We start from the raw sequence: 25,603 nt of genomic DNA on the forward strand, positions 1-25,603 counted from the left end.
ATGCTATTAATCGAGCAACAGATGATCTACACCATCACATAGCGCATGAAGCAAAACTAAATGCGTTTCTTGAATACGAGCAGTGCGAGTGGAGGGTGCGCACAAATGGATGTCATCTGCATCTAGCAAGCTTGCAATTTTTCCACCACCGTTACCAGTCAGAGCGATGATTTTGATCCCCATCTTTTTTGCAGCTTCAATTGCTTTCACTACGTTTTTTGAATTTCCTGAGGTAGAGATGCCGATTAAGATGTCGCCTTTTTTTCCAAGGCCACGCACTTGCTTACTAAAGATCTCGTCATAGCTATAGTCGTTTCCTACAGCAGTCAAGATTGAGGTATCTGTTGTCAATGCAATCGCAGCCAGCTCTTGCCGTTCTCTTTCGAAGCGCCCAATAAGTTCGGCAGCAAAATGTTGGGCATCGGCAGCAGATCCACCGTTGCCACAAGCCATCACCTTTCCACCAGCACGCAAACAGTCTGTCATAGCGACTATGCCGCGAGCAACTTGTTCAGGAAGAACTTTTTCAGCCTCTTGCTTTACAGCGATGCTGTCTAAGAAATGTTGGGATGCGCGAGCGCGCAAACGTTCGAGAGTATCTTTGTCCATCTCATTATTATGCGCCAAACTTTAAGCAAAATGTCTAGGTCGCCCCTGATTTCAAAAGAGACGTATTCTCTTACTTATTAATATCTCTTGTACAAAAGATTGCCCCCATGGAACCAAGCTCCTTTGACTTTTTAAAACAACAGGACCTGCCTGCTGGAGCCCTATATATGGTTGCCACCCCCATCGGCAATTTGGGAGACATCACTTTGCGCGCACTGCATGTTCTTAATTCCGTAGATGGCATTGCCTGTGAAGATACCCGACATAGCGCACCCCTGCTTCAACACTTTGGAATTCATAAAAAATGTGTCGCCCTTCATGAGCACAATGAGATTGTTGGAGCACAAACAATTATTCAGCATCTCTCACAAAACGAACGTTGGGCCTACATTTCAGATGCAGGTACCCCTGGCGTTTCGGATCCAGGCGCACGACTAGTCAACGCCGTTCAAAAAGCTGGGTTTCGAATTATTCCTATTCCAGGTGCTAGCGCTGTGTCCTCAGCTATTTCTGCCAGCGGCTCTGTCATGCTCCCATCAGAAGGGCGCTTTCAATTTCTCGGCTTCTGGCCAAATAAGTCTAAAGAGCGCGACGCACTTATTCTAGACATTAAAAGTAATTCAAAAGCGAGCATCTTCTTTGAATCGCCACATCAAATACACGACACACTAATTACACTTAGTAAAGAGCTCGAACCTGAGCGACAAGTACTAGTAGGTAGAGAGCTCACGAAAAAATTTGAGCAACTGGTAACGCTCTCCGCCGCAGGTATTCCAGAGTGGCTTGAGAAAGCAGAAAGCCTTAAAGGTGAATTTATTATTTTAGTGGCTGGCCGCCAAGCCAATGCCGATGAGGCTCCGGAGCATTCAATGTTATTGCTCTGGGCCAATGCATTGAACCCTTATTTAGGCAGCAAAGAAATTGCTGCTGTATTGGCACAAACGCTGGGGCTCAGCAAAAAGGAGGCATACCAGGTAGCGCTTGATGCTAAATCCCAAGATAAGGGGCAATAAAAAAGCTGGCGTATAGCCAGCTTTTTTATATGTACTAAAAATTATTTAGTAGCAGGGGCCTTAGGCTCTGGCAATTTACCGCCAGCAGAATTTGCCAAGTAGACAACTGCACGACCCAACTCATAATCACTGATATCAGCTGGATTTGCTCCGCCACGCGCCGGCATTGCACCTTTGCCTTTAATAACTGAAGTTAACAAGCCATCGTAGCCCTTACCTAGACGAGCACTCCAAGCGGCAGCATCACCAAACTTTGGCGCGCCCGCAGCACCACTTGCGTGGCATGCAGCACATACTGTTTTATATACCTGCTCACCAGTTTGTAATTCACGTGGTGCGCTAGCGTCTTTGAAATTCAATTGGGCAACAGGCTTAATCAAAGCCTCTGCAGAAGCCTCAGCATCTGTACGCTTGCCATTGTTTACAAACACCATCAGCAACAAAATAATAATCAGGGGCACAAAAAAGCTGGCAAACACCATGATGATCAGTTGTTTAGGGGACTTAATTAGGCTGCCGTGCGCTTCGCTCATAGGACTTTTATCGTTTGACGGGTTTAAGGGTTACTTTGCCGTGATTATAACGAGACCGGGAGGGTATAGGCACTTACAATGGCGTAGTTAGCGAATTTCCTACTGGCGCCCGTAGCTCAGTGGATAGAGTATTGGCCTCCGAAGCCAAGGGTCGCAGGTTCGATTCCTGCCGGGCGCACCAAAATAGGGGGGTTTTTGACCTACATCATGCGTAAATTCGTGAAAAAGGCTATCATTTGCACCTAACTTATTGATTCTTATCATGTCAAATCATCTAAATTCTGCACTCTCTGAGCCATCTATTGCCAATCCTTTGGCTCCTGATCTTCCATTGCCGCATCGAAAAGTCATTCGCAGCTGGCTGATCCCAATGGCTGAAGGGGAAACAGTAAAAGCAATCGCGCTTCTAGTATTAGATGCTGTTTTGTGGCTTGCCTGTATCGCTGGCACTATTTTTGTCGAAAGCATCCTCATCAAGATCATCTTGGGCTTGGTTGCTGGCTTTGTTACTGGCCGCATCTTTATCTTAGGTCATGATGCTTGCCACCAAAGCTACACTCCACACCGCGAACTCAACAAGGTATTGGGTCGCATTGCATTCCTGCCATCCTTAACCCCATATAGCTTATGGGATGTAGGCCATAATGTTGTTCACCACGGTCAAACTAACCTCAAGGGCTTTGACTTTGTCTGGGCTCCATTATCAAAAGCAGAGTTTGATGCCTTACCAGCATGGCGCAAAGGTTTAGAGCGCCTGTACCGAAGCGGCTGGGGCCCTGTTTTCTACTACCTCATTGAAATTTGGTGGAGACGTGAGTACTTCCCAAATGCCAAGAACAAACCAGGCGATCGCCCAATTTTCTTGAAAGACAATTTGCTAGTTACTGGCTTTGCCATCATCTGGATTGGCTGCCTTATTGCTGGCGCGCTTGCTACCGGCCAATCAGTTTGGCTCGGCCTGATTACTGGCTTTGTTGTTCCTTTCTTGTTCTGGAACGGAATGATTGGCTTTGTGGTCTATGTTCACCATACCCACCCAAAAGTTTCTTGGTACGACAAAAAGTCCGGGTGGTTACGCGCCCAGCCTTTTGTTTCAACCACGGTGCATTTGACCTTTAACTGGATCTGGGGCTCTTTAATGCACCACATCATGGAACACACTGCCCATCACGTAGATATGAGTGTTCCCCTATACCGCCTCCAAGAGGCTCAAAATACCCTGGAAACCATCCTTCCAGAGCGTATTTTTATACAAAAGTTCTCTTGGGCCTGGTATTTCGATACAGCACGTAAATGCAAGCTCTATGATTTCGAGAACAAGGCTTGGCTCGATTTTGACGGCAATAAAACGGCTGATTCAGTCAGAGTCGTCTTAAGCCCAGCCCCAGCGGGACAAAACGGGTAAAATAGATCTTCTGTACAAGATTTGGCTTACCCGGATTGCCCATGACTACCTCGACTCCAGCTGCTACCCAAGAAACCTCACAGAGCCTCAAGTTTTGCTCTTCATGCAGTCGCGAAAAGCGCCTGGAAGGCGGTACCTGGATTCCAACAAGCAATCGTAAGCAACGCTGGATTTGTGCAAGCTGCTTGTACAACCGCACACACCGTACTGGCTCTGCAAAAACCTAATTTCTCATTAGGCTTCACCAACTCAAGATTGATCAATCCCCAACATAGGGGTTTGTTTGGCGCTCTTTGCCAAACGTAGACATAGGCCCATGACCAGGAACAAACTGAACATCGTCACCTAATGGCCACAGTTTTGTTTTAATTGCATGAATTAAATCCGCGTGATTGCCGCGAGGAAAATCGGTTCTCCCGATTGAGCCCGCAAAAAGCACATCGCCCACCAGAGCTAAGCGATCTTCCTTATCAAAGAAAACAACATGCCCTGGCGTGTGGCCTGGACAATGCAAAACCTCTAAATCAACATTACCCACTTGCACATGATCGCCATCTTCTAGCCATCGCGTTGGTACAAATGCTTTTGCATGCCCAAAGCCAAAGCGCACAGTTTGTTCAGGCAATTGATCCAACCAAAACTGCTCATCTATTTGTGGGCCCTCAATAGGCACGCCCAATTGATCAGCTAAGTCCTTGGCTGCAGCACAATGGTCTAGATGGCCGTGAGTTAATAAAATCTTTTTAACGTTTCCGCCCAATTGTTTAACGCCATCCAAAATCTTGTCGATATCTCCGCCCGGATCAACCACTGCTGCATCGCCAGTTTCCTGGCAAACCAAGATAGAACAGTTTTGTTCAAATGGGGTAACAGGAACAATTCCTAATTTGATCGGCATAAATAGAAAACGCTTAAATTGATTAGCCACTAGTTTATGGCAAAGACGCTAGAATATATCTCACAGGATACACAATGAAAACTCAAGACACATTTAAATTCGCAGAATCACATGAATGGGCCAGCATCGAAGATGATGGACTCGTGTGGGTTGGTATTAGCAATCACGCACAAGAAGCTTTGGGTGATGTCATGTTTTTTCAAGCACCTAAGATTGGGCAACAAGTAAAACAAGGCGAGGCTATTGCTGCGATAGAGTCTGTTAAGGCGGCGAGCGATATTCATGCACCCATTAATGGCGAGATCGTCGCTCTCAATGAAGAGATGGATGCCAGCCCTGAAGTGGTGAATGAAAAGCCTTACGCAGTTTGGCTATTTAAAATTAAGCCGACATCAACAGAATCTCTGACTGCTAATCTCGATAGCTTAATGTCTCTTGCGCAATACGAATCTGGCCCAGGCGCTTAAATAGCAATCGGATCGCGCTCTACTAACCAGCGAATATGGGATGTTTTACTAATTCTTCCTGTTGAATCTTGGCGTAGTTCTTGATCAATCATTTCTAGCGCTTCTTGCAATAGCTTGCGATTACCAGATTCGATTAATAATTGGGCGCGCTCTGAGCCAGCAACCCTCATTACTGGCTTAGGCACTGGGTCATAGATCTTCAGCTCTTTAGTAATCATCCCTCTATTTCTCATACGAGCCTTCAGTTCATTTAAAAACTGAATTGCCTTATCTAGGCTCTTTCCCTCTGCATGGATGAGGGCTTGATAGGAGTAGGGCGGCAACTTCGCTTCCTCCCGCTCGGCAGCAGTAAAAGCTAAAAATCCATCTACGTCATGTCTTAATAAATATTGGAATACGGGTGATTCTGGATACTGGGTCTCGATATAAATATCACCGCCAGCTTCACCGCTGGTACCAGATCTGCCAGCGCGTCCAGCCACTTGAACCAACTGTGCAAATAATCTTTCAGCAGCTCTAAAGTCTGCAGAGTAGAGTCGACTGTCAGCATCCAAAACTGCAACCAATCCAATATTTTGATAATCATGTCCCTTGGCAATCATTTGAGTGCCAACAACAATATCTACATTGCCTTCGTGTATTTCCTGAAAGAGCGTCTCCGCCCCCTTGCTCTTTCTGCTCGAGTCTGTGTCTACCCTCAGCACTCTTGCCTTTGGCCACATTTGCTCAATAGCGTCTTCTAGTTTTTGTGTGCCATGGCCTAAGGTTTTTAAATCAGCGTTGCCACAATCTGGGCAAAAATGTGGAATCGGTTTTACTAGCCCACAGTGATGACAGCTCAATACCGATCTTTTTCCTAAAGCGCCTGCCTTATGCATCACCGTATAAGTGGAGCATTGAGTACATTTTGACAACCAATTACATGCCGAGCAACTCAGCACTGGAGCATAGCCTCGGCGATTAATTAAAATTAGGCTCTGCTTTTTTTCCGCAAGCGATTTACTAATTGCATTTGCAAGCGTTTTAGTAATGAGGCTTTTTTCCTTTGGAGCATCCGCATCGCCAGGGCTGAATTGACTTTGTGGGTCGCGTGTGTTGATTAAATGCACGCTGGGAAGACTTGCGCCCTGAGCGCGCTGATCCAAACGAATGTATTCATAGCGACCCGACTGAGCTGCGAGCCAAGTTTCTAGTGATGGTGTTGCCGATGAAAGCAGGATAGGAATTTTTTGGTCATGCGCCCTCCATATTGCTAAATCTCTTGCTGAATATCGCGTACCATCTTGCTGTTTATACGATGGGTCATGCTCCTCGTCGACTACGATAGCGCGCAAGTTTGGCATCGGAGTTAATGCTGCCAACCTTGTTCCTAGAATAATTTGTGCTTTGCCAGTCATTGCCTCATACCAAGCAACGCCTCTCTTCTTTTCACTGACACCACTATGTAACACTGCCATCTTTTTATCTGGGAAATATGCGCTTACTCGCCTCTCTAGTTGCGGTGTTAAGTTGATTTCTGGCACCAGCAATAAGACCTGCGCACTTTCATCATTGAAGATACTTGTTAGCCAATTTAGGAAGACCGCTGTTTTGCCGCTCCCCGTCTGACCCTGCAATAAGATCGCTCTAAATTGTTTTTCTTTTTCGCCATTTGCAACTAATTGCTGAAGGGCCATTTGTTGATTTGGGTTCAATTGATCTTGCGTAATCAACCCCTCTGGAACTGCATCAATCTTTTTTTTGTTCTTCTTTTCTGCTGATGCTAATTTTTCTGGGATCTTTTCCCAATCGTCAGCTTTTTTCCACATCTGTGGAATAACGGGCAGGATGGTTTCACCTAGGGCGTGGATGTAATACTGGCTTGCGAAATTCATTAATCGCAGCAGGGCTGGATCAAATGGCGGAAGGGGGGCAAGGCGCTCTACAGCTTTTAGTTTTGCCAGATCATACTCGGAGTGACTGCTAACTTTGCTTACCAAGCCTACTATTTTTGATCTGGCAAAAGGCACCTCGACGACATGACCAATTGCTGGCAATTTGCCTAATTTTTGAGCATCCCATAGATAGTCGAAGCCCTGAGCCAACGGCTTATCTACAACTACTTGCACAACGATGGGTTTGGACGTCATTCGCTAAATTTTCTGTCTTACCCTGTGGATAAGTCTGTGGATATCATTCTTTGCTTTATGTCTCTGAGTTCATTTTATAGGAATGCCATCTGGTATGGAAAATTAGTATTTTATTAATTTTCTATATAAATCAATAGCTTAAATTGATTACTAAATGTGAAAGTTCATATTTCTCACGAATCTCACTGTATTTATGATTTTGCACATTTCTGTGCATAACTTTTGCCAAAATATCTGCAAAAGTTAGCAATTACTTGTGCTTATTGCTTTGCCCGCAGGGCTTTTGACCTAGAGATTACAGCCTCGGAGAGAGCCGTCACGCTTTCAGGCGGGGTAAATTGGTTAATGCCATGCCCTAAATTAAAGACATGGCCATCAAGTGCATGTAATCCCGATTTTAAGGCTGGGGCGCTGGCCAAGTCGTCCAAAAGACCTTCCGCTGCTGAAGCAATTTTCTTTGGCTCTGAAAACAAAATCAGTGGATCTAAATTGCCCTGCAGAGCTAAAGGCTTCTTAATATCTAAGAGTTGCTTACGAGCGCGACTTAATCGCATAGTCCAGTCAATCGCGATAACATCAGCGCCAACTTGAGCCATATCATTCAACCAAATACCGCCGCCTTTAGTAAACATGATGATTGGGATCTTGCGTCCCTCATGTTCGCGCGGCAGCAATGCGATAACTTTTTGCATGGCCGCTAAAGACATGCGCTGATACCAACCATCAGGAAGCAAACCTCCCCAAGTATCAAAAATCATCAGCGCTTGTGCGCCAGCTTTTACCTGCTCAATTAAATAAGCGGCTACTGACTGCACATTAATTTCAAGAATATGTTCCAGCAAATCAGGGCGGCTAAACATCATCGTCTTGGCATGACGGAAGTCATCAGAGCCAGAACCATCAATCATGTAGCAAGCCAGCGTCCACGGGCTTCCAGAGAATCCAATCAAGGGTACGCGCTGCTTGCCATCCTGAATCAAAGCTTTACGAATTTCAGAGACAGCATCAAAAACATATTTAAGCTGATCCATATCCGCAACACATAACTTCTTCACCGCCTCTTCAGTTCGAAGTGGATGATCAAAGCTAGGCCCTTCGCCCGCTGTAAATTTCAAACCCAAACCCATTGCATCGGGGATGGTCAAAATGTCAGAGAACAAAATTGCTGCGTCTAGTGGATAACGGTCCAATGGCTGGAGCGTTACTTCGGTAGCGTAGGCTGGATTTTTAGCAAGGCCAAGAAAGCTTCCGGCTCTTGCACGAGTAGCGTTGTACTCAGGTAGGTAGCGGCCCGCTTGGCGCATGAGCCAAAGCGGTGTTTGATCAACCGCTTCGCCCAAGCAGGCTTTTAAAAACCGATCATTTAACAACAAGGAGATGACCGGCTCTTACTTTTTACGACGGAAACGAGCAATTGCTGCAAGCTGTGCTGCTGCCATTGCAAACTCTGATTGAGCCAAGGCCAAATCAAAGTCTGTTCCGCGATTTTGCATTGCTTCTTCAGCGCGCTTCTTAGCTTCGTTAGCTTTAGCTTCATCTAAATCATGGCCGCGAATAGCAGTGTCTGCCAATACAGTGACATGATCAGGCTGAACTTCTAAATAGCCACCCGCAACGAATACAAACTCTTCATCACCATCAGCTTTTTCAATACGAACTGAACCTGGACGAATGCGTGTAATCAAAGGAGTGTGGCCGCGCAAAATACCGAGCTCACCATTTTCACCAGGAAGCGCAACAAACTTGGCTTCACCGCTGAAAATAGATTGCTCAGCACTTACTACATCGACGCGTATGGTTGACATAATTTCCCTAGATGAGTTCGATTAAAGCTTCTTAGCTTTCTCGATGGCTTCATCAATTGAACCCACCATGTAGAACGCTTGCTCAGGCAAGTGATCCAATTCACCGCTGCAAATCATTTTGAAACCACGGATAGTTTCTTTCAATGGAACGTATTTGCCTGGTGAACCAGTAAACACTTCAGCAACGTGGAAAGGCTGGGACAAGAAACGTTGAATCTTACGTGCACGTGACACAGCTAATTTGTCTTCTGGTGACAACTCGTCCATACCCAAAATAGCAATAATGTCGCGCAACTCTTTGTAGCGTTGCAATGTCATTTGAACTTCACGAGCAACTTCATAGTGCTCTTGACCAACCACTTGTGGATCAAGCTGACGGCTAGTTGAATCCAATGGATCAACCGCTGGGTAGATACCCAAAGCAGCAATATCACGTGACAACACAACTGTGGAGTCTAAGTGTAAGAAGGTTGTTGCTGGTGATGGATCGGTCAAGTCATCCGCAGGAACGTAAACGGCCTGAATAGAGGTAACAGAACCAGTCTTAGTTGAAGTAATACGCTCTTGCAACTTACCCATTTCTTCTGCCAAAGTAGGTTGATAACCCACAGCTGAAGGCATACGACCTAACAACGCTGATACCTCAGTACCTGCGAGTGTGTAACGGTAGATGTTGTCAACGAAGAACAAAATGTCACGGCCTTCATCACGGAACGCTTCAGCCATTGTCAAACCAGTCAACGCTACGCGCAAACGGTTGCCAGGAGGCTCGTTCATCTGACCGAACACCATCGCCACTTTGTCGATAACGTTAGATTCTTTCATCTCGTGGTAGAAGTCATTACCTTCACGAGTACGCTCACCAACACCAGCAAACACAGATAAACCTGAGTGTTGCTTAGCGATGTTGTTAATCAATTCCATCATGTTCACGGTCTTACCAACACCAGCGCCACCGAACAAGCCAACCTTACCGCCTTTAGCAAACGGGCAAACTAAGTCAATAACCTTAATACCGGTTTCTAACAAGTCAACGGAAGGAGATAGTTCATCAAACTTTGGTGCTGGCTGGTGAATAGCGCGACGCTCTTCAGTAGCAATCGGACCTGCATCATCAATTGGGCGACCTAAAACGTCCATGATGCGTCCCAATGTTGCTGGACCAACAGGAACAGAAATTGGACCACCAGTAGATTTCACTTCCATGCCGCGACGCAAACCATCGCTTGCACCCATGGCAATCGCGCGAACTACGCCGTCACCAATCTGTTGTTGCACCTCAAAGGTCAAACCTTTTTCAGCAAATGATTTTTCGCCGCTATCAACTAATGTCAATGCATCATAAATGTTTGGCATTTTGTCGCGTGGGAACTGAATGTCCACCACTGGACCGATACACTGCACGATATTTCCGTTACTCATCGCATTTCTCCGCTTTTAATTCCTGAATTCTTTCGTATTCCTAAACGCTGACCGCTTAAACAGCAGCCGCTCCGCCAACAATCTCTGACAACTCTTTAGTAATAGCAGCCTGTCGTGTTTTGTTGTATTCCAATTGCAATTCGCCGATCACATTCTTCGCATTATCTGAAGCGGCCTTCATTGAGACCATCCGTGCAGATTGCTCTGAAGCCATATTTTCAGCAACAGCTTGATAAATCATTGCCTCTACGTAACGCTTGAGCAGTCCATTCAAAATAGACTCTGCATCTGGTTCGTAGATGTAATCCCAAGAATTTCCTGCTTTCTCTTCTGGAGTTAATGCTGCTGGCTCCAGTGGCAAGAGTTTTTCTAAAACAGGCTCTTGTTTCATTGCGTTAACAAAGCGGGTGTATGCCAAATAAACAGCATCAATCTCGCCGCGCTCAAACGCTTCCAACTGGGCAGTGATTGCGCCAATCAAAACATCCATATGTGGCGTGTCGCCAATCTGAATTGTTTGAGAAATGAGTTTTGCTTTAGAACGATTTAAAAACTGGAGGCCTTTTGAACCGATGGCAGTGTATTCAATGCCAACATTGCTGCCTTCCATATCGCGCACTTGGTTTGCAATCAGACGCAATACGTTGGTATTCAAACCACCGCACAAACCTTTGTCTGTTGTAACCAAGATCGTGCCAATTTTCTTCACTTCGCGAGTTGCCATGTATGCAGGGCGGAACTCAGGATTTGCTTTGGAAAGATTGGCAACAATTTCACGAATTTTTTCGGCATATGGGCGCGCATTACGCATGCGCTCTTGGGCACGACGCATCTTGGATGCGGCGACCATTTCCATTGCCTTCGTGATCTTGCGCGTGTTTTGCACGCTCTTGATCTTAGATCGTATCTCTTTTGTGCTTGCCATGATTTATGCGAGCCCTCTTAGAAAGAGGCTGAACGCTTGTAATCCTCAATTGCGGCACGCAAAGCAGCTTCGTCATCTTTGCTCAAATCTTTTGTATCTTCGATACGGCCAACTAAATCAGCGTATTTAGATTTCAAATGATCTTGCAAACCTTTTTCGAATGGCAATACGTTCTTCACTTCGAGGTCATCAAAATAACCGTTATTCACAGCGTAGAGTGAAGCTGCCATTTCCCAAACCTGCAAAGGCTTGTACTGAGCTTGCTTACACAATTCTGTAACACGACGACCTCGCTCTAACTGCTTACGAGTTGCTTCGTCAAGGTCAGAAGCGAACTGCGCAAACGCTGCCAATTCACGGTACTGTGCCAAGTCGGTACGAATACCGCCAGACAATTTCTTAATGACTTTAGTTTGAGCTGCACCACCAACACGTGACACAGAAATACCGGCGTTAATCGCAGGACGTACACCCGCGTTAAACAAGTCAGTTTCCAAGAAGATCTGACCGTCGGTAATCGAAATTACGTTAGTTGGAACGAATGCAGAAACGTCACCGGCCTGAGTTTCAATAATTGGCAATGCAGTCAAAGAACCTGTCTTACCTTTTACTGAACCATTTGTAAATTTCTCTACGTATTCAGCGTTTACACGAGCAGCGCGCTCTAACAAACGTGAGTGGAGGTAGAACACGTCGCCAGGGTAAGCTTCGCGGCCTGGTGGGCGACGCAAGAGCAAAGAAATCTGACGGTATGCAACAGCTTGTTTTGTTAAATCGTCATAAACGATCAATGCGTCTTCGCCACGGTCACGGAAGTATTCGCCCATTGTGCAACCAGCATATGCTGAGAGGTATTGCATCGCTGCAGACTCAGAAGCACTTGCAGCAACAACAACGGTGTATTCCATTGCGCCTAGCTCTGTGAGCTTACGAACAACGTTAGCAATAGTAGAAGCTTTTTGACCAATCGCAACGTAAACGCAATAAACGCCTTTACCTTTTTGGTTAATGATTGCGTCAACCGCAACAGCTGTCTTACCTGTTTGACGGTCACCAATGATCAACTCGCGCTGACCACGGCCGATTGGAACCATTGCATCAATCGCCTTCAAACCAGTTTGAACTGGCTGGCTAACAGATTGACGAGCGATAACGCCTGGAGCAACTTTTTCGATAAAGTCAGTCAACTTAGTATTGATTGGGCCTTTGCCATCAATCGGTTGACCGAGTGCGTTTACAACGCGACCGAGCAACTCTGGACCAACTGGAACTTCCAAAATGCGGCCAGTACATTTAACTGGGTCGCCTTCTTTAATGTGGGTGTACTCACCCAACACTACAGCACCAACTGAATCACGCTCAAGGTTCAACGCGAGGCCGATTGTGTTGTTAGGGAATTCCAACATTTCGCCCTGCATAACACCAGACAAGCCATGTACGCGGCAAATACCGTCGGTCACTGAAATTACAGTGCCTTCGTTGCGAAGCTGGGAATCAACACCCATTTCGCTAATTCGGCTTTTGATCAGTTCACTGATCTCGGAAGGGTTGAGTTGCATTACTTACTCCTGGGTCTTATTTCGTATGTTCTTAATAGGGATAACTTATGCGCCAAGACTTGCTTGCATTTGAGCTAACTGTGCCTTAACTGAACTATCCAATACTTCATCTCCAACTTGAATGCGAACTCCGCCAATCAACGCAGGATCTACTTGAATAGTTGGGCGCAATTCTTTACCCCCAAAGCGCTTCTTCAAACTTGACAACAAATCATTCAACGCAGAACCCTCTAATGGGAATGCGCTAGTAATCATTACTTCTGCTGCACCTTCGCTCTGATTTTTCATTGCCTCAAATTGACGAGCAATTTCAGGAATGGCAGATAAACGATGGTTTTGATTTACAAGACTTAAAAAGCTTGCAACTTTGCCGTCCAGCTTTGTCTTCACCATGCCGGAAAGCAATTTGCTTAAATCATCTGCAGATACTTTTGGATTGTTTGATAAAGCAGCAACCTCTGGCAATGCAGCTAGCTGCGCCAATTCATTTAACTGCTCTAAACAAGAAGCAAGCTCAGCAGGCTTGGCACTTTGAAAAAGTGCTTCAGCATAAGGGCGTGCAATAGTGGCTAATTCAGCCATATCAAAGTTCTGCCTTTAGTTGATCAAGCAATGTGCCATGGGCTTTTGCATCAACTTCACGACGCAAAATTTGCTCGGCACCTTTAACAGCCAACACTGCAACTTCAGCGCGCAACACTTCACGCGCACGAGTAACTTGTTGATCTGCATCTTGCTTAGCTTGAGAAATAATGCGGGCTGCTTCAGCTTGTGCGTTGACGCGAATTTCTTCAGCGGACATTTGTGCACGTTTTTCTGCTTCTGCAACACGCTGCACACCCTCTTGGCGTGCTTTATTTAATTCTTGCTCTGCTTCATTGCTTGCTAATGCGAGTGCTTCTTTACCGCGCTCGGCAGCAGCTAAGCCGTCAGCAATTTTGCTTGAACGCTCATCTAACGCCTTAACTAGCGGTGGCCACACAAAGCGTGCAACAACCCACCATAAGACGAAGAAAACGATCATTTGCGCGAATAGGGTCGCGTTCAGATTCACGATATTCCTTTCAGTATTGTTGAGAACGGTTGGATGACCCGATGGTCATCCACGCCAAAACAATTACTTGATAACTGCGAGCAGTGGGTTTGCGAAAGCAAACAACATTGCAACACCAACGCCGATCAAGAACGCAGCGTCGATCAAACCAGCCAAGAGGAACATCTTAGTTTGGAGTGGCTCCATCAATTCTGGTTGACGTGCACAAGCTTCGATGTACTTGCCGCCCATCAATGCAATACCTAAACAAGCACCGATCGCGCCGAGGCCGATGATGATGCCGATAGCGATTGCTGTGAAACCTTGAATGTTTGCGAGAAATTGTTGCATGTTGCTGACTCCTGAAGTTAAAGAGATAAGTTAAAAATAAAAAATCTTAGTGGTGGCTATGCGCTTGCCCGATGTAAACCAAGGTCAACATCATGAAAATAAAGGCTTGCAACAAAATTACCAAAATGTGGAAGATGGCCCAAGCTGATCCAGCAATAACATGACCCACCAATCCGAACAGGGATAAATCTAAATTAAATGTCCAAACGCTACCTAGCAAGGCAATCAACAAGAAAACTAACTCGCCGGCATACATGTTGCCGAATAGTCGCATTCCCAATGAAACGCCTTTGGCAAGATATTCGATGATGTTCAAAGCAAGGTTAAATGGGGCCAGGTACCACTTCGCACCAAATGGGGCAGAAACCAGCTCATGCAAGAAGCCGCCAAAACCTTTTACCTTGAAGCTGTAAAAGAAAACTAAAAGCAAGACAGACATGGACATACCCATCGTTGCATTCAGGTCGGTTGTTGGAACAACCTTATGGTGCGGAACATGCACACCAAAACTTTCAATGAAATGATTTACGCCCAAAACCCAATCCACAGGGATTAAATCGAGGGTATTCAAAAGAATGATCCAGAAGAAAACAAATAGTGCGAGCGGCGCAATGAAAGAGCGATCGCCATGAACAATGCTCTTAGATTGAGTCTCTGCCATTTCAACAATCATTTCTACGAAACATTGGAAACGGCCTGGTACACCCGGAGTTGCACGACGTGCTGCAATCAACAAAATAAATACAGCGAGCAAGCCCATGGCTGATGCCCAAAAAATAGTATCTAAATTGATGATGCTGAAATCAATGATGGACGTCTGTGGTCCACCTGTATTGTTGAGGTTTTGTAAGTGCTCAGAAATGTACGCTGTTGGCGTCATTTGCTCGGCTGCCGCGTGGGCTTGGTTTACTTCGCTAGACATCTCTTAACTAGTCCTTTGGTTCAATCTCATTTATTACTATTAGCGCCACAACCACGCTAGCCACACACACTTAAGGGCAAGCACATAAGTCACCAATAAAGGGACCCAAAGCACGCCCGGGACCCAATATGCAGTCCCTATAAACAGCATCAGAGTAAAGACGATTTTGATAAATTCGCCCGAAACCAATGCTGCCAAATAATTACCTGGGTTCAATATCTGCGTTTTTTTTGCAAACTCTAGCCTGATTAAAAACAAGGCCGAAGGCAAGACGCTAATTAAACCACCTAAAAAGGCCGACTGAGTATAAAGGCTTACCCCTACCGGCTCCCCAAAAATCGACCAAATCGCCATACTGAGCGCGGTAAGCGCTACTTGCGCGGCCAAAATCTTCCAAGGTGACAGCGGGGGATGCTTAAGAGCGTTACCAGCTTGCAACGCCGTCATTTCCGCTTTACTTAAAACCCGATATACCTCTTCCTCGGGCTCATCCCAGTCATTTGCCTCAGAAAATCGATTTTTTTGAGGAATCAATTTAGCCCCGTGAGTTTAATGTGTGCAGTGCAATAGGTCAAATGGTTTAGGGTCATTTCTGAAGACTTTTAGGCCTCAACACCCAGCTTTTTCAGCAAAGAATCCAGCTCGTCGAATTGGCTAAAGCGGATTCTGAGCTCGCCACCCTTACCCTTAAACTTAAATTCTGCGTTTAAACCTATCAAATCAGCAATTTCTTGGGTTAAACGGCGCATGTCTGGGTCACGGCTAGGCGCGCCCCCTTCAAGCTTCGTTTTGGCCTTTTTGTCTCCAATCTGACCCCCGGCAAGAGCCAGGGCAGTAGACATTCTTTCAGCCTCCCGAACAGATAAGCCTTGAGCGGCAATTCTTTGCGCCAACGCGACTTGACTAGCTCCAGGCAGAGGCAATAAAGCGCGGGCGTGGCCCATATCAATATCGCCCGCTAAAAGCATCGCCTGCACTGGCTTTGCCAGTTGATTTAAACGCAATAAATTAGTTACAGCACTCCGCGACTTACCCACCGCTTTTGCTGCTTGCTCATGTGTGAAACCAAACTCTTCAATCAACCTTGCGAGACCCTGAGATTCTTCCAGCGGATTCAAATCCTCGCGCTGCATATTCTCAACCAAAGCCATTGCTGCAGCAGCTTGATCGTTTGCGCCAGAAACTAAAACAGGCACCTCTTTTAAACCCGCCAAAGTTGCCGCACGAAACCGACGCTCGCCTGCAATAATTTCGTATTTGCCCGGAGCAACCAAACGCACCAACAATGGTTGCATCACACCTTGCTCGCGAATACTTTCAGCCAACTCTTGTAATGCGCCCACTTCCATTTTCTGACGCGGCTGATATTTACCAGCCTGCAATGCGGTTAATGGCAAACGATTAACTTCCGCTGTAGTTTCTTTTTGAGCCTTGTCGCCAAGCAATGCTTCCAGTCCGCGACCTAAACCTTTTTTCTTTATTGCAACCATAATGATTTTCTCGTTCCTGGGTTTTACATTTGCTTAATGCGCTCAATCATCTCAGCGCCAAACTCTAAGTAAGCCTTAGCGCCACGTGATGACTTATCAAACGCCACCCCAGGAAGCCCATAGGACGGGGCCTCGGCCAGGCGGACGTTGCGGGGAATAATGCTCTTAAATACTTTGTCACCAAAGTGCTCAAGCAATTGATCGGAAACTTGTTGTTGCAATGTCATGCGCGCATCAAACATCACGCGCAACAATCCAATGATCACCAAATCAGGATTTAAGTTTGCATGCACTTGTTTGATAGTGTTAACCAAATCCGACAGTCCTTCTAATGCAAAATATTCACACTGCATTGGTACGATCACGCCGTTCGCCGCGCACAATCCATTTAACGTTAACAAAGATAGTGCAGGGGGACAATCAATCAAAATAAAATCGTAGTCATTCGCTACGAGTGAAAGCGCATCTTTCAATCGTTGTTCGCGAGAATCTAAATCCACTAACTCAATTTCTGCACCAGCTAAATCACGATTCGCTGGCAACACGTCATAGCCAGAACTCTCACAACGTATCGCAGATTCTTTCACTGATGTAAGACCAATCAACACTTGATACACCGTGTTATTAAGATCTGCCTTTTCAATTCCAGATCCCATTGTGGCGTTACCTTGTGGATCCAAATCTACCAATAAAACACGCTGCTGATGTCCGGCTAAACCAGCGGCCAAATTAACAGCAGTGGTTGTCTTCCCAACACCGCCTTTTTGATTCGCGATACAAAATATTTTGGCCATAGTTTTTCTTAAAAAAGTGGTGCTTTAAAGGGGTAATTTTCTCACGGGGGCTAAGACCAAAAGTCGGCGCTCAACCGCCAAATTTGGGATGTGCAAGGGCTCGTCGGCCACCAATCTCCAGCTGTCCATACAAACATCCTGCAACTCTTCATCCGCACGTTTAGCCTTCATCGCAAATACCATGCCATTGGGCTTGAGAAGGGGCAGGGAAAGCTCTAGAAAATGGGCAAGATTTGTAAACGCCCTAGAAATCACAGCATCAAAGTGTCCCGGCTGTGATTTAGCCACCGCTTCGACTCGCTCACTCAAGACTTGAATATTCTTTAGGCCCAACTTGCCGCGTACGTGTTGCAAGAACGCCGTTTTTTTGCGGATAGCCTCAATCAAGGTCACATGCCACTCAGGCTGCAGGATGGCGATAGGGATTGCTGGCAAACCACCGCCCGAACCAAGGTCTGCAATTTTGGGGTTTTTTAAATCCAAAAATTGACGCATCACGGGTAAAACTGTAATAGAATCAATAAGATGCAATCGTACTGAGTTCTTTTCGCCCTCAATTGCAGTCAAGTTGTGCACCTGATTCCAGCGACCCATTTCCTGCAAAAAGAGCTCTAAATCTCCAATATTCTCAAGGCTGAGATTGAGGCCCAAACCCTCAATCCCCAATGAAACCAAGTCATTACTCATGGGTTTCTTCTTGGGTACGGCCTAAGCCTTTTTTAAGGTGTACCAGTAGCAGCGAGAGAGCTGCCGGCGTCACACCAGAAATTCTGCCAGCCTGACCCAGGGTGCCAGGCTTATGAAGATTCAGTTTTTGCTGCACCTCTTTAGATAGGCCGAGCACCTGGGTGTAGTCCAAAGACTCAGACAAAGGAAAGCTCTCGTTATGCTCTTGACGAGCAATCTCAACTGCCTGCCTATCTATATAACCTTGATATTTAATAGAAATTTCAACCTGATCGCTAATTTGCTGCGCCAAACCCAAGTCATCGTCTAGCGCTCCTGGCGACCAAAGGCCGTCGGCCAAACTGGTGACCGCCTCATAAGTGATGCCAGGGCGTCGCAAAAGATCAGCCAAACTACACTCGTGCGATAAGTCTTGGCCTAAAAGCTCAGAAACAGCCTTTGCTGAGCCATGCTTTGGTCCAATCCAAATATCTTGCAAGCGGGATGTTTCACGTGAAACAGCTTCTTGTTTTCTGCAAAACGTATTCCAGCGGTAGTCATCCACCAAGCCAAGCTCACGGCCAATGGTGGTTAGACGCAAATCCGCATTGTCTTCGCGCAAGCTAAGGCGGTATTCTGCGCGGCTTGTAAACATACGGTAAGGCTCCTGAACGCCCAAAGTAATCAGGTCATCCACCAAAACACCAATATAGGACTCACTTCGCTTGGGTAACCAAGGCTCCTTGCCCTGTGCCGCCAGACCAGCGTTAATACCAGCAAGCATGCCCTGTGCTGCAGCCTCTTCATAACCTGTAGTGCCATTAATCTGACCGGCAAAGTACAGGCCGGCAATCGCCTTGGTTTCCAAACTATGGCGTAAGTGGCGTGGATCAAAGAAATCGTACTCAATTGCATAACCAGGGCGCACAATCACCGCTGACTCTAAGCCCCGAATGCTTCGCACCAAACTCCACTGAACATCAAAGGGGAGGCTAGTAGAGATTCCGTTAGGATAAAACTCGTTTGTTGTTAAACCCTCGGGCTCTAAGAAGATCTGATGGCTATTTCTGGAGGCAAAACGATGAATCTTGTCCTCAATAGAGGGACAGTAGCGGGGGCCAACACCCTCAATCACCCCCGTATACATTGGCGAACGATCTAGACCACCGCGAATAATGTCGTGTGTTTGCTCGTTGGTATGGGAAATCCAGCAGGGGACTTGCTTTGGGTGCTGCTCGGGTCGACCCAAATAAGAGAAGACCGGCACTGGATCTAAGTCGCCGGGCTGCTCCAACATGACTGAGAAATCAATAGTGCGGCCATCAATCCGAGGGGGTGTGCCCGTCTTTAATCTTCCCTGAGGAAGTTTCAACTCTTTTAACCTGGCTGACAAAGAAACGGCTGCTGGATCACCGGCTCGACCACCAGCGTAATTATTTAAGCCGACATGGATCTTTCCATCCAAGAAGGTGCCAGCCGTTAAGACCACTTTCTTGGCCATAAACTTCAGACCCATTTGGGTAACCACACCCTGGACCTCATCACCCTGGACCAGCAAGTCATCAACCGCAGCTTGAAAAAGGGTCAGGTTTTCCTGATTCTCAAGGCGTCGGCGAATCGCTGCCTTATATAAAACTCGATCGCCTTGCGCTCGAGTCGCGCGGACAGCAGGGCCCTTGCTCGAATTCAATATCCGAAACTGAATACCAGCCTCATCAGTAGCCGCCGCCATGGCGCCACCCATAGCATCAATTTCTTTAACTAAGTGGCCTTTGCCAATCCCACCAATTGAGGGATTACAGCTCATGGCACCTAAATTCTCAATGCTGTGAGTAATAAGAAGAGTGTCACATCCCATGCGCGCAGCCGCAAGGGCAGCCTCAGTCCCAGCGTGACCGCCGCCAACCACAATGACATCGAAGTTCTTTGAATAACGCATGATTTGCCTCAGATAGGGCGATGATCATAGCATTTTGTGGGTTTCACGTGAAACAAATGCATGCCAAAACAATAAAAAATGTGGTCGTTATTTCATAACCCATTGATTTAATTAGTTTTTTATAAAAATCGTAGGGACTATTGGGGTTAAATGCACCATCGAAATGGGCAGGGAAGATCATTAAATGAGTACGGCGCCGAAGCGCCGCACTAAAAGCGAATAAGAAAAAAACTAAATCAATTTTTCTTCTTAAAGAGGTGAGTAATCTCGCCAACAACACCGCGACGGAATGCCAAGACACAAATTACAAAAATGAATCCGGTTGCAATAGTGCTCCATGATCCGATGTTGGCTAAATAGTTTTGCAAACCAACCACAATGCCGGCGCCAACTACTGGGCCAAGGATAGTTCCCATGCCACCAAGCAGGGTCATTAAAACAACTTCTCCAGACATGTGCCAATGAACATCGGTCAATGTTGCCAGTTGGAAGACGAGGGTCTTCAAAGAACCAGCAAGACCGGCAAGTGCAGCTGAAATCACAAAAGAGATTAGCTTGAAACGATCAACGTCGTAACCCAAAGAAACTGCACGCGGCTCATTTTCACGAATGGCTTTTAAGACCTGACCAAAGGGGGAGTGCACCGTACGAACTATCAACGCAAATCCAAGCAAGAAAACGGCAAGCACAAAGTAATACATGCTGACATCATCTTTTAAATCAATCAGACCAAATAACATTCCGCGCGGAACACCCTGAATACCATCTTCACCACCTGTGAAGGGGAGTTGAACTGCCAAGAAGTAAACCATCTGGGAGAGTGCAAGCGTCACCATCGCAAAATAAATGCCTTGCCTACGAATGGCTAAAGAGCCAATCAGAAAGCCTAAGATGCCGGAGCCCAAAACACCCAGCACAATGCCGAACTCCGGAGATAGGCCAGCCTCTTTACATAGATAGGCGGTGATATAAGCGGAAGTTCCAAAGAATGCTGCGTGTCCAAAAGAAAGAAGCCCCGTGAATCCCAACAACAAATTAAAGGCGCAAGCGAAGAGGGCAAAACACAAAACCTTCATTGCAAAAACTAAATAAATAAAATCTTGGAATGGAAGTAGTAGGGCAATTAAAACCAGGATGGCGTAAAGCAGTTTTGTTTTTGAGTTCACTTATTTCTCCCGGCCGAAAAGTCCAGCAGGACGAATGAGCAACACGATTGCCATGATCACAAAAATTACTACGCCAGATGCTTCCGGATAAAAAACTTTGGTTAGACCTTCGATCAAACCCAAAGCAAGGCCAGTCAAAATAGAGCCCATGATGGAGCCCATGCCACCAATCACAACAACTGCGAAAACCACAATGATGAGGTTTGAACCCATCAATGGGTTCACTTGAAAAATGGGTGCCGCTAAAACACCAGCAAAACCAGCAAGGCCAACGCCGTAGGCATAAGCCAAAGAAATCATTAAGGGCACGTTGATACCAAATGCCTGAAGTAGTTTTGGATTCTCAGTACCAGCGCGAAGATAGGCGCCCAACTTGGTTCTCTCAATCACATACCAAGTAGAGAAGCAAACCACCAAGGAAGCTACAACAACCCACAAACGGTACTTGGGCAAAATAATACCAATTGACTCCAGCGGGATGGCGCCTTGTAATAACTCTGGCGCAGGATAACTCTCACCTGAAATGCCATACCAGTGGCGGAACATGCCCTCAATAATGAGCGCTAAACCGAAAGTTAATAACAAACCATAAAGGTGATCAAGGTGATAAAGACGCTTGAGCATTGTGCGCTCAAGAATCAAGCCGAATCCCGCCATCACCAAGGGCACCAGAATTAATGCAAACCAGTAATTAATTGAGAACTCAGGAAAGCCCAACCACTGACCAACCTGCGTCAAACCAATCCATGCAACGAATGCGCCCATTGTGTACTGTGCGCCATGCGAAAAATTGATGATGTTAAGTAGGCCAAAGATAATGGCCAAACCCAAACTCAAAATGGCATAGAAGGAGCCATTAATAAGCCCCACCAAGAGCTGAGCGACCAGCCCTTGTGGGGTAATTCCAAGAAGTTCAAACATACTTAGCTAGAAACTAATTACTTGTTAGTAACCAGCTTGCATCGTGACAATGAAAGTGGTTGTGTTGCCTCAGCAGCAGGAATCACCGCCTTGACGTTGTAATAATCCCATGGGCTCTTAGATTCAGAAGGCTTCTTCACTTCAAGCAAATACATATCGTGCTCAAACTTACCATCAGCGCGGATTTTTCCTTTAAATAAACCATCATCAATGTTGGTAGATTTCAAGGCCTTCATTACCGCTTGAGTATCGTCAGTGCCGGCTTTTTGTACTGCGGTTAAATAGGCAAGAACGGATGAGTAAACACCGGCCTGAACACTGGTAGGCATGCGCTTGTGTTGCAAGATAAAGCGCTTAGAGAATGCGCGAGTCTTGTCATCTTTATCCCAGTAGAAGCCCTCGGTTAAATACATGCCTTGTGCGGCATTCAAACCTAAAGAGTGAACATCGGAGATAAACATGAGTAAAGGCACTACAGTTTGCTTTTTGTTGATACCAAACTCTGAAGCCTGCTTCACTGAGTTAATAGTATCTTGACCGGCATTAGCCAACGCCACAACATCGGCACCGCTGGCTTGAGCCTTCAAGAGGTATGAAGAGAAGTCGCTGTTAGGAAATGGGTGTTTACTGGTTCCCAACACTTTTCCACCGTTAGCATTAACAACGTTGGTTGAATCTTTCTCTAAAGCTGCGCCGAAAGCGTAGTCAGCCGTAAGGAAGTACCAATTTTTCTTGCCCTGCTTTACAACAGCCTTAGCCGTACCATTTGAAAGTGCATAAGTATCGTAAGTCCAATGCACATTATTGGCGGTACACTTTTCATTCGTGATTGGCAAAGAAGCTGCGCCAGAAACTAAAGTGATTTTATTTTTTTGTTCTGCCACTTCCATTACCGCAAGCGCAACGTTGGTAGACACCAACTCAACAATCACATCAACGCCATCTTTGTCGTACCACTCGCGCGCTTTATTTGCGGCGATATCTGCCTTGTTTTGATGATCAGCACTAACCAACTCAATCTTCTTACCAATAACTGTGCCGTCTTTTGAGAAGTCAGCGATTGCCATTTTTGCTGCAATCACGGCACCAGGGCCAGCCAAATCTGAATAGGTTGAGGACAGATCAGTTAACACACCAATCTTAATTACATCCCCACTAACTTTAGAGGTTTGCGCGAATGCTGGATTTGAACCAAAAAAGGTTGCAGCCACCAGACATGCAGTAATTTGCTTTAACTTCATTTATGTCTCCTATAAATAACTACTAAACACCAAGATACTCATTTAATAAACTTGCTTTTTCAGTCAACTCGTTTTGATTCACCACCTCAACCACACTGCCGTGCTCAACCACATAATGGCGATCGGCCAAAGGTGCAGCAAAGCGGAAATTTTGCTCGACCAACACAATGGTGAACCCCTTATTTCGCAAACTAGTTACCACCTCACCCAACTTTTGAACAATCACGGGGGCTAAACCTTCAGTAATTTCATCTAGCAATAAAAGTTTTGCGCCTGTTCTTAAAATACGCGCCATTGCGAGCATTTGCTGCTCACCACCAGACAACCTTGTGCCGGGGCTATTGCGGCGCTCATAAAGGTTGGGGAACATCTCATAAATCTCATCCAAACCCATGCCGCCAGGGGCGATCTCTGGCAACAACATCAAGTTCTCTTCGGTGCTTAAGCTAGCAAAGATGCCCCGCTCCTCTGGACAAAAACCAACGCCCAGGCGGGCAATTCTATAAGTTGGCATCCCAATGGTTTGGGTGCCGTAAATTTCTACCGAACCCGTTCTTTTGCTAGTTAAACCCAAAATCGTTTTCAAGATGGTGCTTCGTCCTGCACCATTGCGTCCCAAAAGAGTGACTACCTCGCCATCACGAACAGCAAAGTTCACGCCATGAAGAATGTGCGATTCACCATACCAAGACTCAAGGTTTTTAACCTCTAGTGCCATGGTGCTCATAAGTTATCACCCCCATGACTGCCCATGTAAGCCTCAACCACCAGGGGGTTGTTTGAAACATCTTGATAGGAGCCCTCAGCTAACACCGAGCCCCTTTGCAACACAGTAATTCGATCAGCAATGGAAGAAACAACCTTCATATTGTGCTCAACCATCAAAATGGTGCGGCCCTTAGCCACCCGGTCGATTAACTCGGTAACACGCTCTACATCCTCATGCCCCATGCCCTGTGTTGGCTCATCCAACAGCATTAATTCGGGCTCCATTGCCATGGTTGTGGCAATTTCTAGGGCCCTTTTGCGTCCATAGGCTAGATTTAACGTCTCTTCGTGCGCAAAATCAGCCAAACCAACCTCACACAAAAGTGCTTCAGCGCGCTCATTGAGGACGTTAAGGGAGTCTCCGGACTTCCAAAAATGAAATTCTGTTCCCAGGCCTCGCTGCAGCGCAACACGAACATTTTCCAAAACAGTCAAGTGAGGGAAAACAGCAGAAATCTGAAATGATCGAACTACACCACGCCGCGCAATTTGTGCCGGCCTCTCCTTGGTAATGTCAAAACCATTAAATAGGATTTGGCCGCTGCTAGGCTCCAGAAATTTCGTAAGGAGATTAAAGCAAGTTGTTTTGCCCGCCCCATTAGGCCCAATAAGGGCGTGAATAGTTCCTCGAGTGACGTCCAGGTTGACGTCACTCACCGCAGAAAAACCTTTAAAGGTTTTTCCAAGACCAATTGTTTTTAATATTGTTTCTTGCAAACTCAAATCCCCATAATCTTTCTTGGGCAAGAGTTTGAGAATACCCCAATAGAGCATTTACTAATATAGCGATAACCCTAAACACACAATGTGTGTTGTTTAATTTGTATTGGTATTTTTGAAGTTTCGAATTGCCAGTCTTGCAAGCTCATCCAATACATCAACTGGAATTCTTTGAGCGCCCTGAACAATCATGAGGGCATAAGGCTTTGCAAGCGCTGCGGCTTCTGGGCACAAATGCAGCTCCTCACCAACAGCTGGTGACTGGCTGCGCCAATAATTAATTGCTGCCTCTAGCTCTTGAATACTGACAAACAACATTTTTATGAATTACTTATCGTCAAGCGACAACATCGTGCCACGACATTTTTTTGCACCACAACGGCACTCGTAATCTTTTTTCATCTGCTTGGTAATTGGGCCCTCAACATCAAGGGAATAGTCATAAAAAAGCTCTTCACCCTTTTTGAGATCGCGTTTCGCATAAATAAATACGCGAGGTTCACCATTAAAACTATCTTCCCTAGTCTCGCAGCTTGGCTTACAAGAGTGGTTGATCCAACGGGCAGCATTACCACCATATTTGGCATCAATGCAACGGCCATCTTCGAGTGAAAAATAGAAGGTGTGGTTTGGATCTTTGGGGTCGTGTGGGTGACGCTTCTCCGCCAACTTCCAACTGATGCGCTCACCCTTGTACTCAATAATGGCTGCACCCTTTTTAATAGGCTTAGCGACAAACACACCCTTGCCATGAATAGGTGAGGATTTAACAACAATGCACGACCTATCCATACTCGGCACAAGCAGTTTCTTTTTACCCATTTAAA

Annotated in this window: 29 protein-coding genes and 1 tRNA gene; 5 read left to right on the forward strand and 25 right to left on the reverse strand. The window is 46.0% G+C overall.

Features of this window, described 5'->3' with window-relative positions:
* Positions 1–6: 6 nt before the first annotated feature.
* A complete protein-coding gene (locus ICN16_RS09340; RefSeq protein ID WP_216136737.1) occupies positions 7–609 on the reverse strand; it encodes a phosphoheptose isomerase in 603 nt (200 codons plus the stop codon).
* Between the two features lie 107 nt (positions 610–716).
* Here ICN16_RS09340 and rsmI point away from each other — a divergent pair, with 107 nt between their 5' ends.
* Positions 717–1,622: a 16S rRNA (cytidine(1402)-2'-O)-methyltransferase gene (gene rsmI, locus ICN16_RS09345; RefSeq protein ID WP_216136740.1), complete on the forward strand. Its 906-nt coding sequence runs from the start codon at positions 717–719 to the stop codon at positions 1,620–1,622.
* A 41-nt stretch (positions 1,623–1,663) separates the two neighbouring features.
* On the opposite strand, the gene ICN16_RS09350 is transcribed toward rsmI, so the two are convergent.
* Positions 1,664–2,155: a cytochrome c5 family protein gene (locus tag ICN16_RS09350; protein WP_216136743.1), complete on the reverse strand. Its 492-nt coding sequence runs from the start codon at positions 2,153–2,155 to the stop codon at positions 1,664–1,666.
* A gap of 105 nt (positions 2,156–2,260) precedes the next feature.
* Here ICN16_RS09350 and ICN16_RS09355 point away from each other — a divergent pair.
* The 3 genes from ICN16_RS09355 to ICN16_RS09365 all read left to right on the forward strand — a co-directional run bounded on the left by ICN16_RS09355 (position 2,261) and on the right by ICN16_RS09365 (position 3,787).
* Positions 2,261–2,336 (forward strand) — tRNA-Arg (locus ICN16_RS09355).
* An 81-nt stretch (positions 2,337–2,417) separates the two neighbouring features.
* On the forward strand, positions 2,418–3,560 hold the full coding sequence (locus ICN16_RS09360) for a fatty acid desaturase (RefSeq protein ID WP_255533716.1): 1,143 nt from the start codon (positions 2,418–2,420) through the stop codon (positions 3,558–3,560).
* A 41-nt stretch (positions 3,561–3,601) separates the two neighbouring features.
* On the forward strand, positions 3,602–3,787 hold the full coding sequence (locus tag ICN16_RS09365) for a hypothetical protein (protein ID WP_041396810.1): 186 nt from the start codon (positions 3,602–3,604) through the stop codon (positions 3,785–3,787).
* A 32-nt stretch (positions 3,788–3,819) separates the two neighbouring features.
* Here the strand turns inward: ICN16_RS09365 and ICN16_RS09370 are convergent, their stop codons facing one another.
* Positions 3,820–4,452, reverse strand: coding sequence for an MBL fold metallo-hydrolase (locus tag ICN16_RS09370; protein WP_216136970.1), 633 nt, complete (start codon positions 4,450–4,452; stop codon positions 3,820–3,822).
* Between the two features lie 80 nt (positions 4,453–4,532).
* On the opposite strand from ICN16_RS09370, the gene gcvH reads away from it, so the two are divergent.
* The gene (gene gcvH / locus ICN16_RS09375; protein WP_216136746.1) at positions 4,533–4,925 is read left to right on the forward strand and encodes a glycine cleavage system protein GcvH; all 393 of its coding nucleotides are present in this window, start codon (positions 4,533–4,535) and stop codon (positions 4,923–4,925) included.
* On the opposite strand, the gene priA is transcribed toward gcvH, so the two are convergent.
* The 22 genes from priA to ICN16_RS09485 form a co-directional block, all read right to left on the reverse strand.
* Positions 4,922–7,054, reverse strand: a complete 2,133-nt coding sequence (gene priA / locus ICN16_RS09380; RefSeq protein ID WP_216136749.1) for a primosomal protein N' — start codon at positions 7,052–7,054, stop codon at positions 4,922–4,924. The genes gcvH and priA overlap by 4 nt on opposite strands.
* 260 nt (positions 7,055–7,314) lie before the next feature.
* A complete protein-coding gene (hemE, locus tag ICN16_RS09385) occupies positions 7,315–8,433 on the reverse strand; it encodes a uroporphyrinogen decarboxylase (protein WP_216136973.1) in 1,119 nt (372 codons plus the stop codon).
* 9 nt (positions 8,434–8,442) lie between these two features.
* Positions 8,443–8,859: a F0F1 ATP synthase subunit epsilon gene (locus tag ICN16_RS09390; RefSeq protein ID WP_015420208.1), complete on the reverse strand. Its 417-nt coding sequence runs from the start codon at positions 8,857–8,859 to the stop codon at positions 8,443–8,445.
* A gap of 21 nt (positions 8,860–8,880) precedes the next feature.
* A complete protein-coding gene (gene atpD / locus ICN16_RS09395) occupies positions 8,881–10,281 on the reverse strand; it encodes a F0F1 ATP synthase subunit beta (protein WP_015420207.1) in 1,401 nt (466 codons plus the stop codon).
* Between the two features lie 55 nt (positions 10,282–10,336).
* Complete coding sequence (atpG, locus tag ICN16_RS09400) at positions 10,337–11,206, reverse strand: F0F1 ATP synthase subunit gamma (protein WP_215376411.1); 870 nt, start codon at positions 11,204–11,206, stop codon at positions 10,337–10,339.
* A 17-nt stretch (positions 11,207–11,223) separates the two neighbouring features.
* On the reverse strand, positions 11,224–12,765 hold the full coding sequence (atpA, locus tag ICN16_RS09405; RefSeq protein ID WP_216136752.1) for a F0F1 ATP synthase subunit alpha: 1,542 nt from the start codon (positions 12,763–12,765) through the stop codon (positions 11,224–11,226).
* A 45-nt stretch (positions 12,766–12,810) separates the two neighbouring features.
* Complete coding sequence (locus tag ICN16_RS09410; protein WP_216136754.1) at positions 12,811–13,347, reverse strand: F0F1 ATP synthase subunit delta; 537 nt, start codon at positions 13,345–13,347, stop codon at positions 12,811–12,813.
* A 1-nt stretch (position 13,348) separates the two neighbouring features.
* Positions 13,349–13,819: a F0F1 ATP synthase subunit B gene (locus ICN16_RS09415; RefSeq protein ID WP_215334139.1), complete on the reverse strand. Its 471-nt coding sequence runs from the start codon at positions 13,817–13,819 to the stop codon at positions 13,349–13,351.
* A 63-nt stretch (positions 13,820–13,882) separates the two neighbouring features.
* On the reverse strand, positions 13,883–14,149 hold the full coding sequence (atpE, locus tag ICN16_RS09420; RefSeq protein WP_012357116.1) for a F0F1 ATP synthase subunit C: 267 nt from the start codon (positions 14,147–14,149) through the stop codon (positions 13,883–13,885).
* A 46-nt stretch (positions 14,150–14,195) separates the two neighbouring features.
* A complete protein-coding gene (gene atpB, locus ICN16_RS09425) occupies positions 14,196–15,071 on the reverse strand; it encodes a F0F1 ATP synthase subunit A (protein ID WP_216136755.1) in 876 nt (291 codons plus the stop codon).
* 39 nt (positions 15,072–15,110) lie between these two features.
* On the reverse strand, positions 15,111–15,605 hold the full coding sequence (locus ICN16_RS09430) for an ATP synthase subunit I (RefSeq protein WP_216136757.1): 495 nt from the start codon (positions 15,603–15,605) through the stop codon (positions 15,111–15,113).
* A gap of 68 nt (positions 15,606–15,673) precedes the next feature.
* Entirely contained in the window at positions 15,674–16,561 is an 888-nt protein-coding gene (locus ICN16_RS09435; RefSeq protein ID WP_216136759.1) for a ParB/RepB/Spo0J family partition protein, read from the reverse strand.
* A 23-nt stretch (positions 16,562–16,584) separates the two neighbouring features.
* Entirely contained in the window at positions 16,585–17,355 is a 771-nt protein-coding gene (locus ICN16_RS09440) for a ParA family protein (RefSeq protein WP_216136761.1), read from the reverse strand.
* A 24-nt stretch (positions 17,356–17,379) separates the two neighbouring features.
* On the reverse strand, positions 17,380–18,042 hold the full coding sequence (gene rsmG, locus ICN16_RS09445) for a 16S rRNA (guanine(527)-N(7))-methyltransferase RsmG (protein ID WP_216136763.1): 663 nt from the start codon (positions 18,040–18,042) through the stop codon (positions 17,380–17,382).
* On the reverse strand, positions 18,035–19,960 hold the full coding sequence (mnmG, locus tag ICN16_RS09450; RefSeq protein WP_216136766.1) for a tRNA uridine-5-carboxymethylaminomethyl(34) synthesis enzyme MnmG: 1,926 nt from the start codon (positions 19,958–19,960) through the stop codon (positions 18,035–18,037). The genes rsmG and mnmG overlap by 8 nt, the downstream gene beginning before the upstream one ends.
* 236 nt (positions 19,961–20,196) lie before the next feature.
* The gene (locus tag ICN16_RS09455; RefSeq protein ID WP_216136769.1) at positions 20,197–21,126 is read right to left on the reverse strand and encodes a branched-chain amino acid ABC transporter permease; all 930 of its coding nucleotides are present in this window, start codon (positions 21,124–21,126) and stop codon (positions 20,197–20,199) included.
* Positions 21,127–22,047 carry a branched-chain amino acid ABC transporter permease gene (locus ICN16_RS09460; protein WP_216136771.1) on the reverse strand — a complete coding sequence of 307 codons (921 nt, stop codon included), beginning with the start codon at positions 22,045–22,047 and terminating at the stop codon, positions 21,127–21,129.
* A 17-nt stretch (positions 22,048–22,064) separates the two neighbouring features.
* Positions 22,065–23,288, reverse strand: coding sequence for an ABC transporter substrate-binding protein (locus tag ICN16_RS09465; protein ID WP_216136774.1), 1,224 nt, complete (start codon positions 23,286–23,288; stop codon positions 22,065–22,067).
* Positions 23,289–23,310: 22 nt separating this feature from the next.
* Positions 23,311–24,015 (reverse strand): ABC transporter ATP-binding protein, encoded by a 705-nt coding sequence (locus tag ICN16_RS09470; protein ID WP_216136776.1) that lies wholly within the window; start codon positions 24,013–24,015, stop codon positions 23,311–23,313.
* On the reverse strand, positions 24,012–24,830 hold the full coding sequence (locus tag ICN16_RS09475) for an ABC transporter ATP-binding protein (protein ID WP_216136777.1): 819 nt from the start codon (positions 24,828–24,830) through the stop codon (positions 24,012–24,014). Before ICN16_RS09475 ends, ICN16_RS09470 begins: the two co-directional genes overlap by 4 nt.
* A 42-nt stretch (positions 24,831–24,872) precedes the next feature.
* Entirely contained in the window at positions 24,873–25,094 is a 222-nt protein-coding gene (locus ICN16_RS09480; RefSeq protein ID WP_216136778.1) for a DUF3717 domain-containing protein, read from the reverse strand.
* Between the two features lie 9 nt (positions 25,095–25,103).
* The gene (locus ICN16_RS09485; protein WP_216136779.1) at positions 25,104–25,598 is read right to left on the reverse strand and encodes an SET domain-containing protein; all 495 of its coding nucleotides are present in this window, start codon (positions 25,596–25,598) and stop codon (positions 25,104–25,106) included.
* Positions 25,599–25,603: the final 5 nt, after the last annotated feature.

The sequence above is a fragment of the Polynucleobacter sp. es-MAR-4 genome, from assembly GCF_018882055.1.
Lineage (GTDB): Bacteria > Pseudomonadota > Gammaproteobacteria > Burkholderiales > Burkholderiaceae > Polynucleobacter.

Bases quoted from the DNA above. Each gene is read 5' to 3' on its own strand.
- ICN16_RS09465 (WP_216136774.1), bottom strand. From the start codon at position 23,288: ATGAAGTTAAAGCAAATTACTGCATGTCTGGTGGCTGCAACCTTTTTT.
- rsmI (WP_216136740.1), top strand. From the start codon at position 717: ATGGAACCAAGCTCCTTTGACTTTTTAAAACAACAGGACCTGCCTGCT.
- ICN16_RS09350 (WP_216136743.1), bottom strand. From the start codon at position 2,155: ATGAGCGAAGCGCACGGCAGCCTAATTAAGTCCCCTAAACAACTGATC.
- ICN16_RS09360 (WP_255533716.1), top strand. From the start codon at position 2,418: ATGTCAAATCATCTAAATTCTGCACTCTCTGAGCCATCTATTGCCAAT.
- mnmG (WP_216136766.1), bottom strand. From the start codon at position 19,960: ATGCGTTATTCAAAGAACTTCGATGTCATTGTGGTTGGCGGCGGTCAC.
- atpG (WP_215376411.1), bottom strand. From the start codon at position 11,206: ATGGCAAGCACAAAAGAGATACGATCTAAGATCAAGAGCGTGCAAAAC.
- ICN16_RS09480 (WP_216136778.1), bottom strand. From the start codon at position 25,094: ATGTTGTTTGTCAGTATTCAAGAGCTAGAGGCAGCAATTAATTATTGG.
- atpD (WP_015420207.1), bottom strand. From the start codon at position 10,281: ATGAGTAACGGAAATATCGTGCAGTGTATCGGTCCAGTGGTGGACATT.
- ICN16_RS09475 (WP_216136777.1), bottom strand. From the start codon at position 24,830: ATGCTCTATTGGGGTATTCTCAAACTCTTGCCCAAGAAAGATTATGGG.
- ICN16_RS09390 (WP_015420208.1), bottom strand. From the start codon at position 8,859: ATGTCAACCATACGCGTCGATGTAGTAAGTGCTGAGCAATCTATTTTC.
- ICN16_RS09460 (WP_216136771.1), bottom strand. From the start codon at position 22,047: ATGTTTGAACTTCTTGGAATTACCCCACAAGGGCTGGTCGCTCAGCTC.
- ICN16_RS09485 (WP_216136779.1), bottom strand. From the start codon at position 25,598: ATGGGTAAAAAGAAACTGCTTGTGCCGAGTATGGATAGGTCGTGCATT.
- ICN16_RS09410 (WP_216136754.1), bottom strand. From the start codon at position 13,347: ATGGCTGAATTAGCCACTATTGCACGCCCTTATGCTGAAGCACTTTTT.
- ICN16_RS09470 (WP_216136776.1), bottom strand. From the start codon at position 24,015: ATGAGCACCATGGCACTAGAGGTTAAAAACCTTGAGTCTTGGTATGGT.
- gcvH (WP_216136746.1), top strand. From the start codon at position 4,533: ATGAAAACTCAAGACACATTTAAATTCGCAGAATCACATGAATGGGCC.
- ICN16_RS09365 (WP_041396810.1), top strand. From the start codon at position 3,602: ATGACTACCTCGACTCCAGCTGCTACCCAAGAAACCTCACAGAGCCTC.
- priA (WP_216136749.1), bottom strand. From the start codon at position 7,054: ATGACGTCCAAACCCATCGTTGTGCAAGTAGTTGTAGATAAGCCGTTG.
- ICN16_RS09340 (WP_216136737.1), bottom strand. From the start codon at position 609: ATGGACAAAGATACTCTCGAACGTTTGCGCGCTCGCGCATCCCAACAT.
- ICN16_RS09435 (WP_216136759.1), bottom strand. From the start codon at position 16,561: ATGGTTGCAATAAAGAAAAAAGGTTTAGGTCGCGGACTGGAAGCATTG.
- rsmG (WP_216136763.1), bottom strand. From the start codon at position 18,042: ATGAGTAATGACTTGGTTTCATTGGGGATTGAGGGTTTGGGCCTCAAT.
- atpE (WP_012357116.1), bottom strand. From the start codon at position 14,149: ATGCAACAATTTCTCGCAAACATTCAAGGTTTCACAGCAATCGCTATC.
- atpB (WP_216136755.1), bottom strand. From the start codon at position 15,071: ATGTCTAGCGAAGTAAACCAAGCCCACGCGGCAGCCGAGCAAATGACG.
- ICN16_RS09440 (WP_216136761.1), bottom strand. From the start codon at position 17,355: ATGGCCAAAATATTTTGTATCGCGAATCAAAAAGGCGGTGTTGGGAAG.
- atpA (WP_216136752.1), bottom strand. From the start codon at position 12,765: ATGCAACTCAACCCTTCCGAGATCAGTGAACTGATCAAAAGCCGAATT.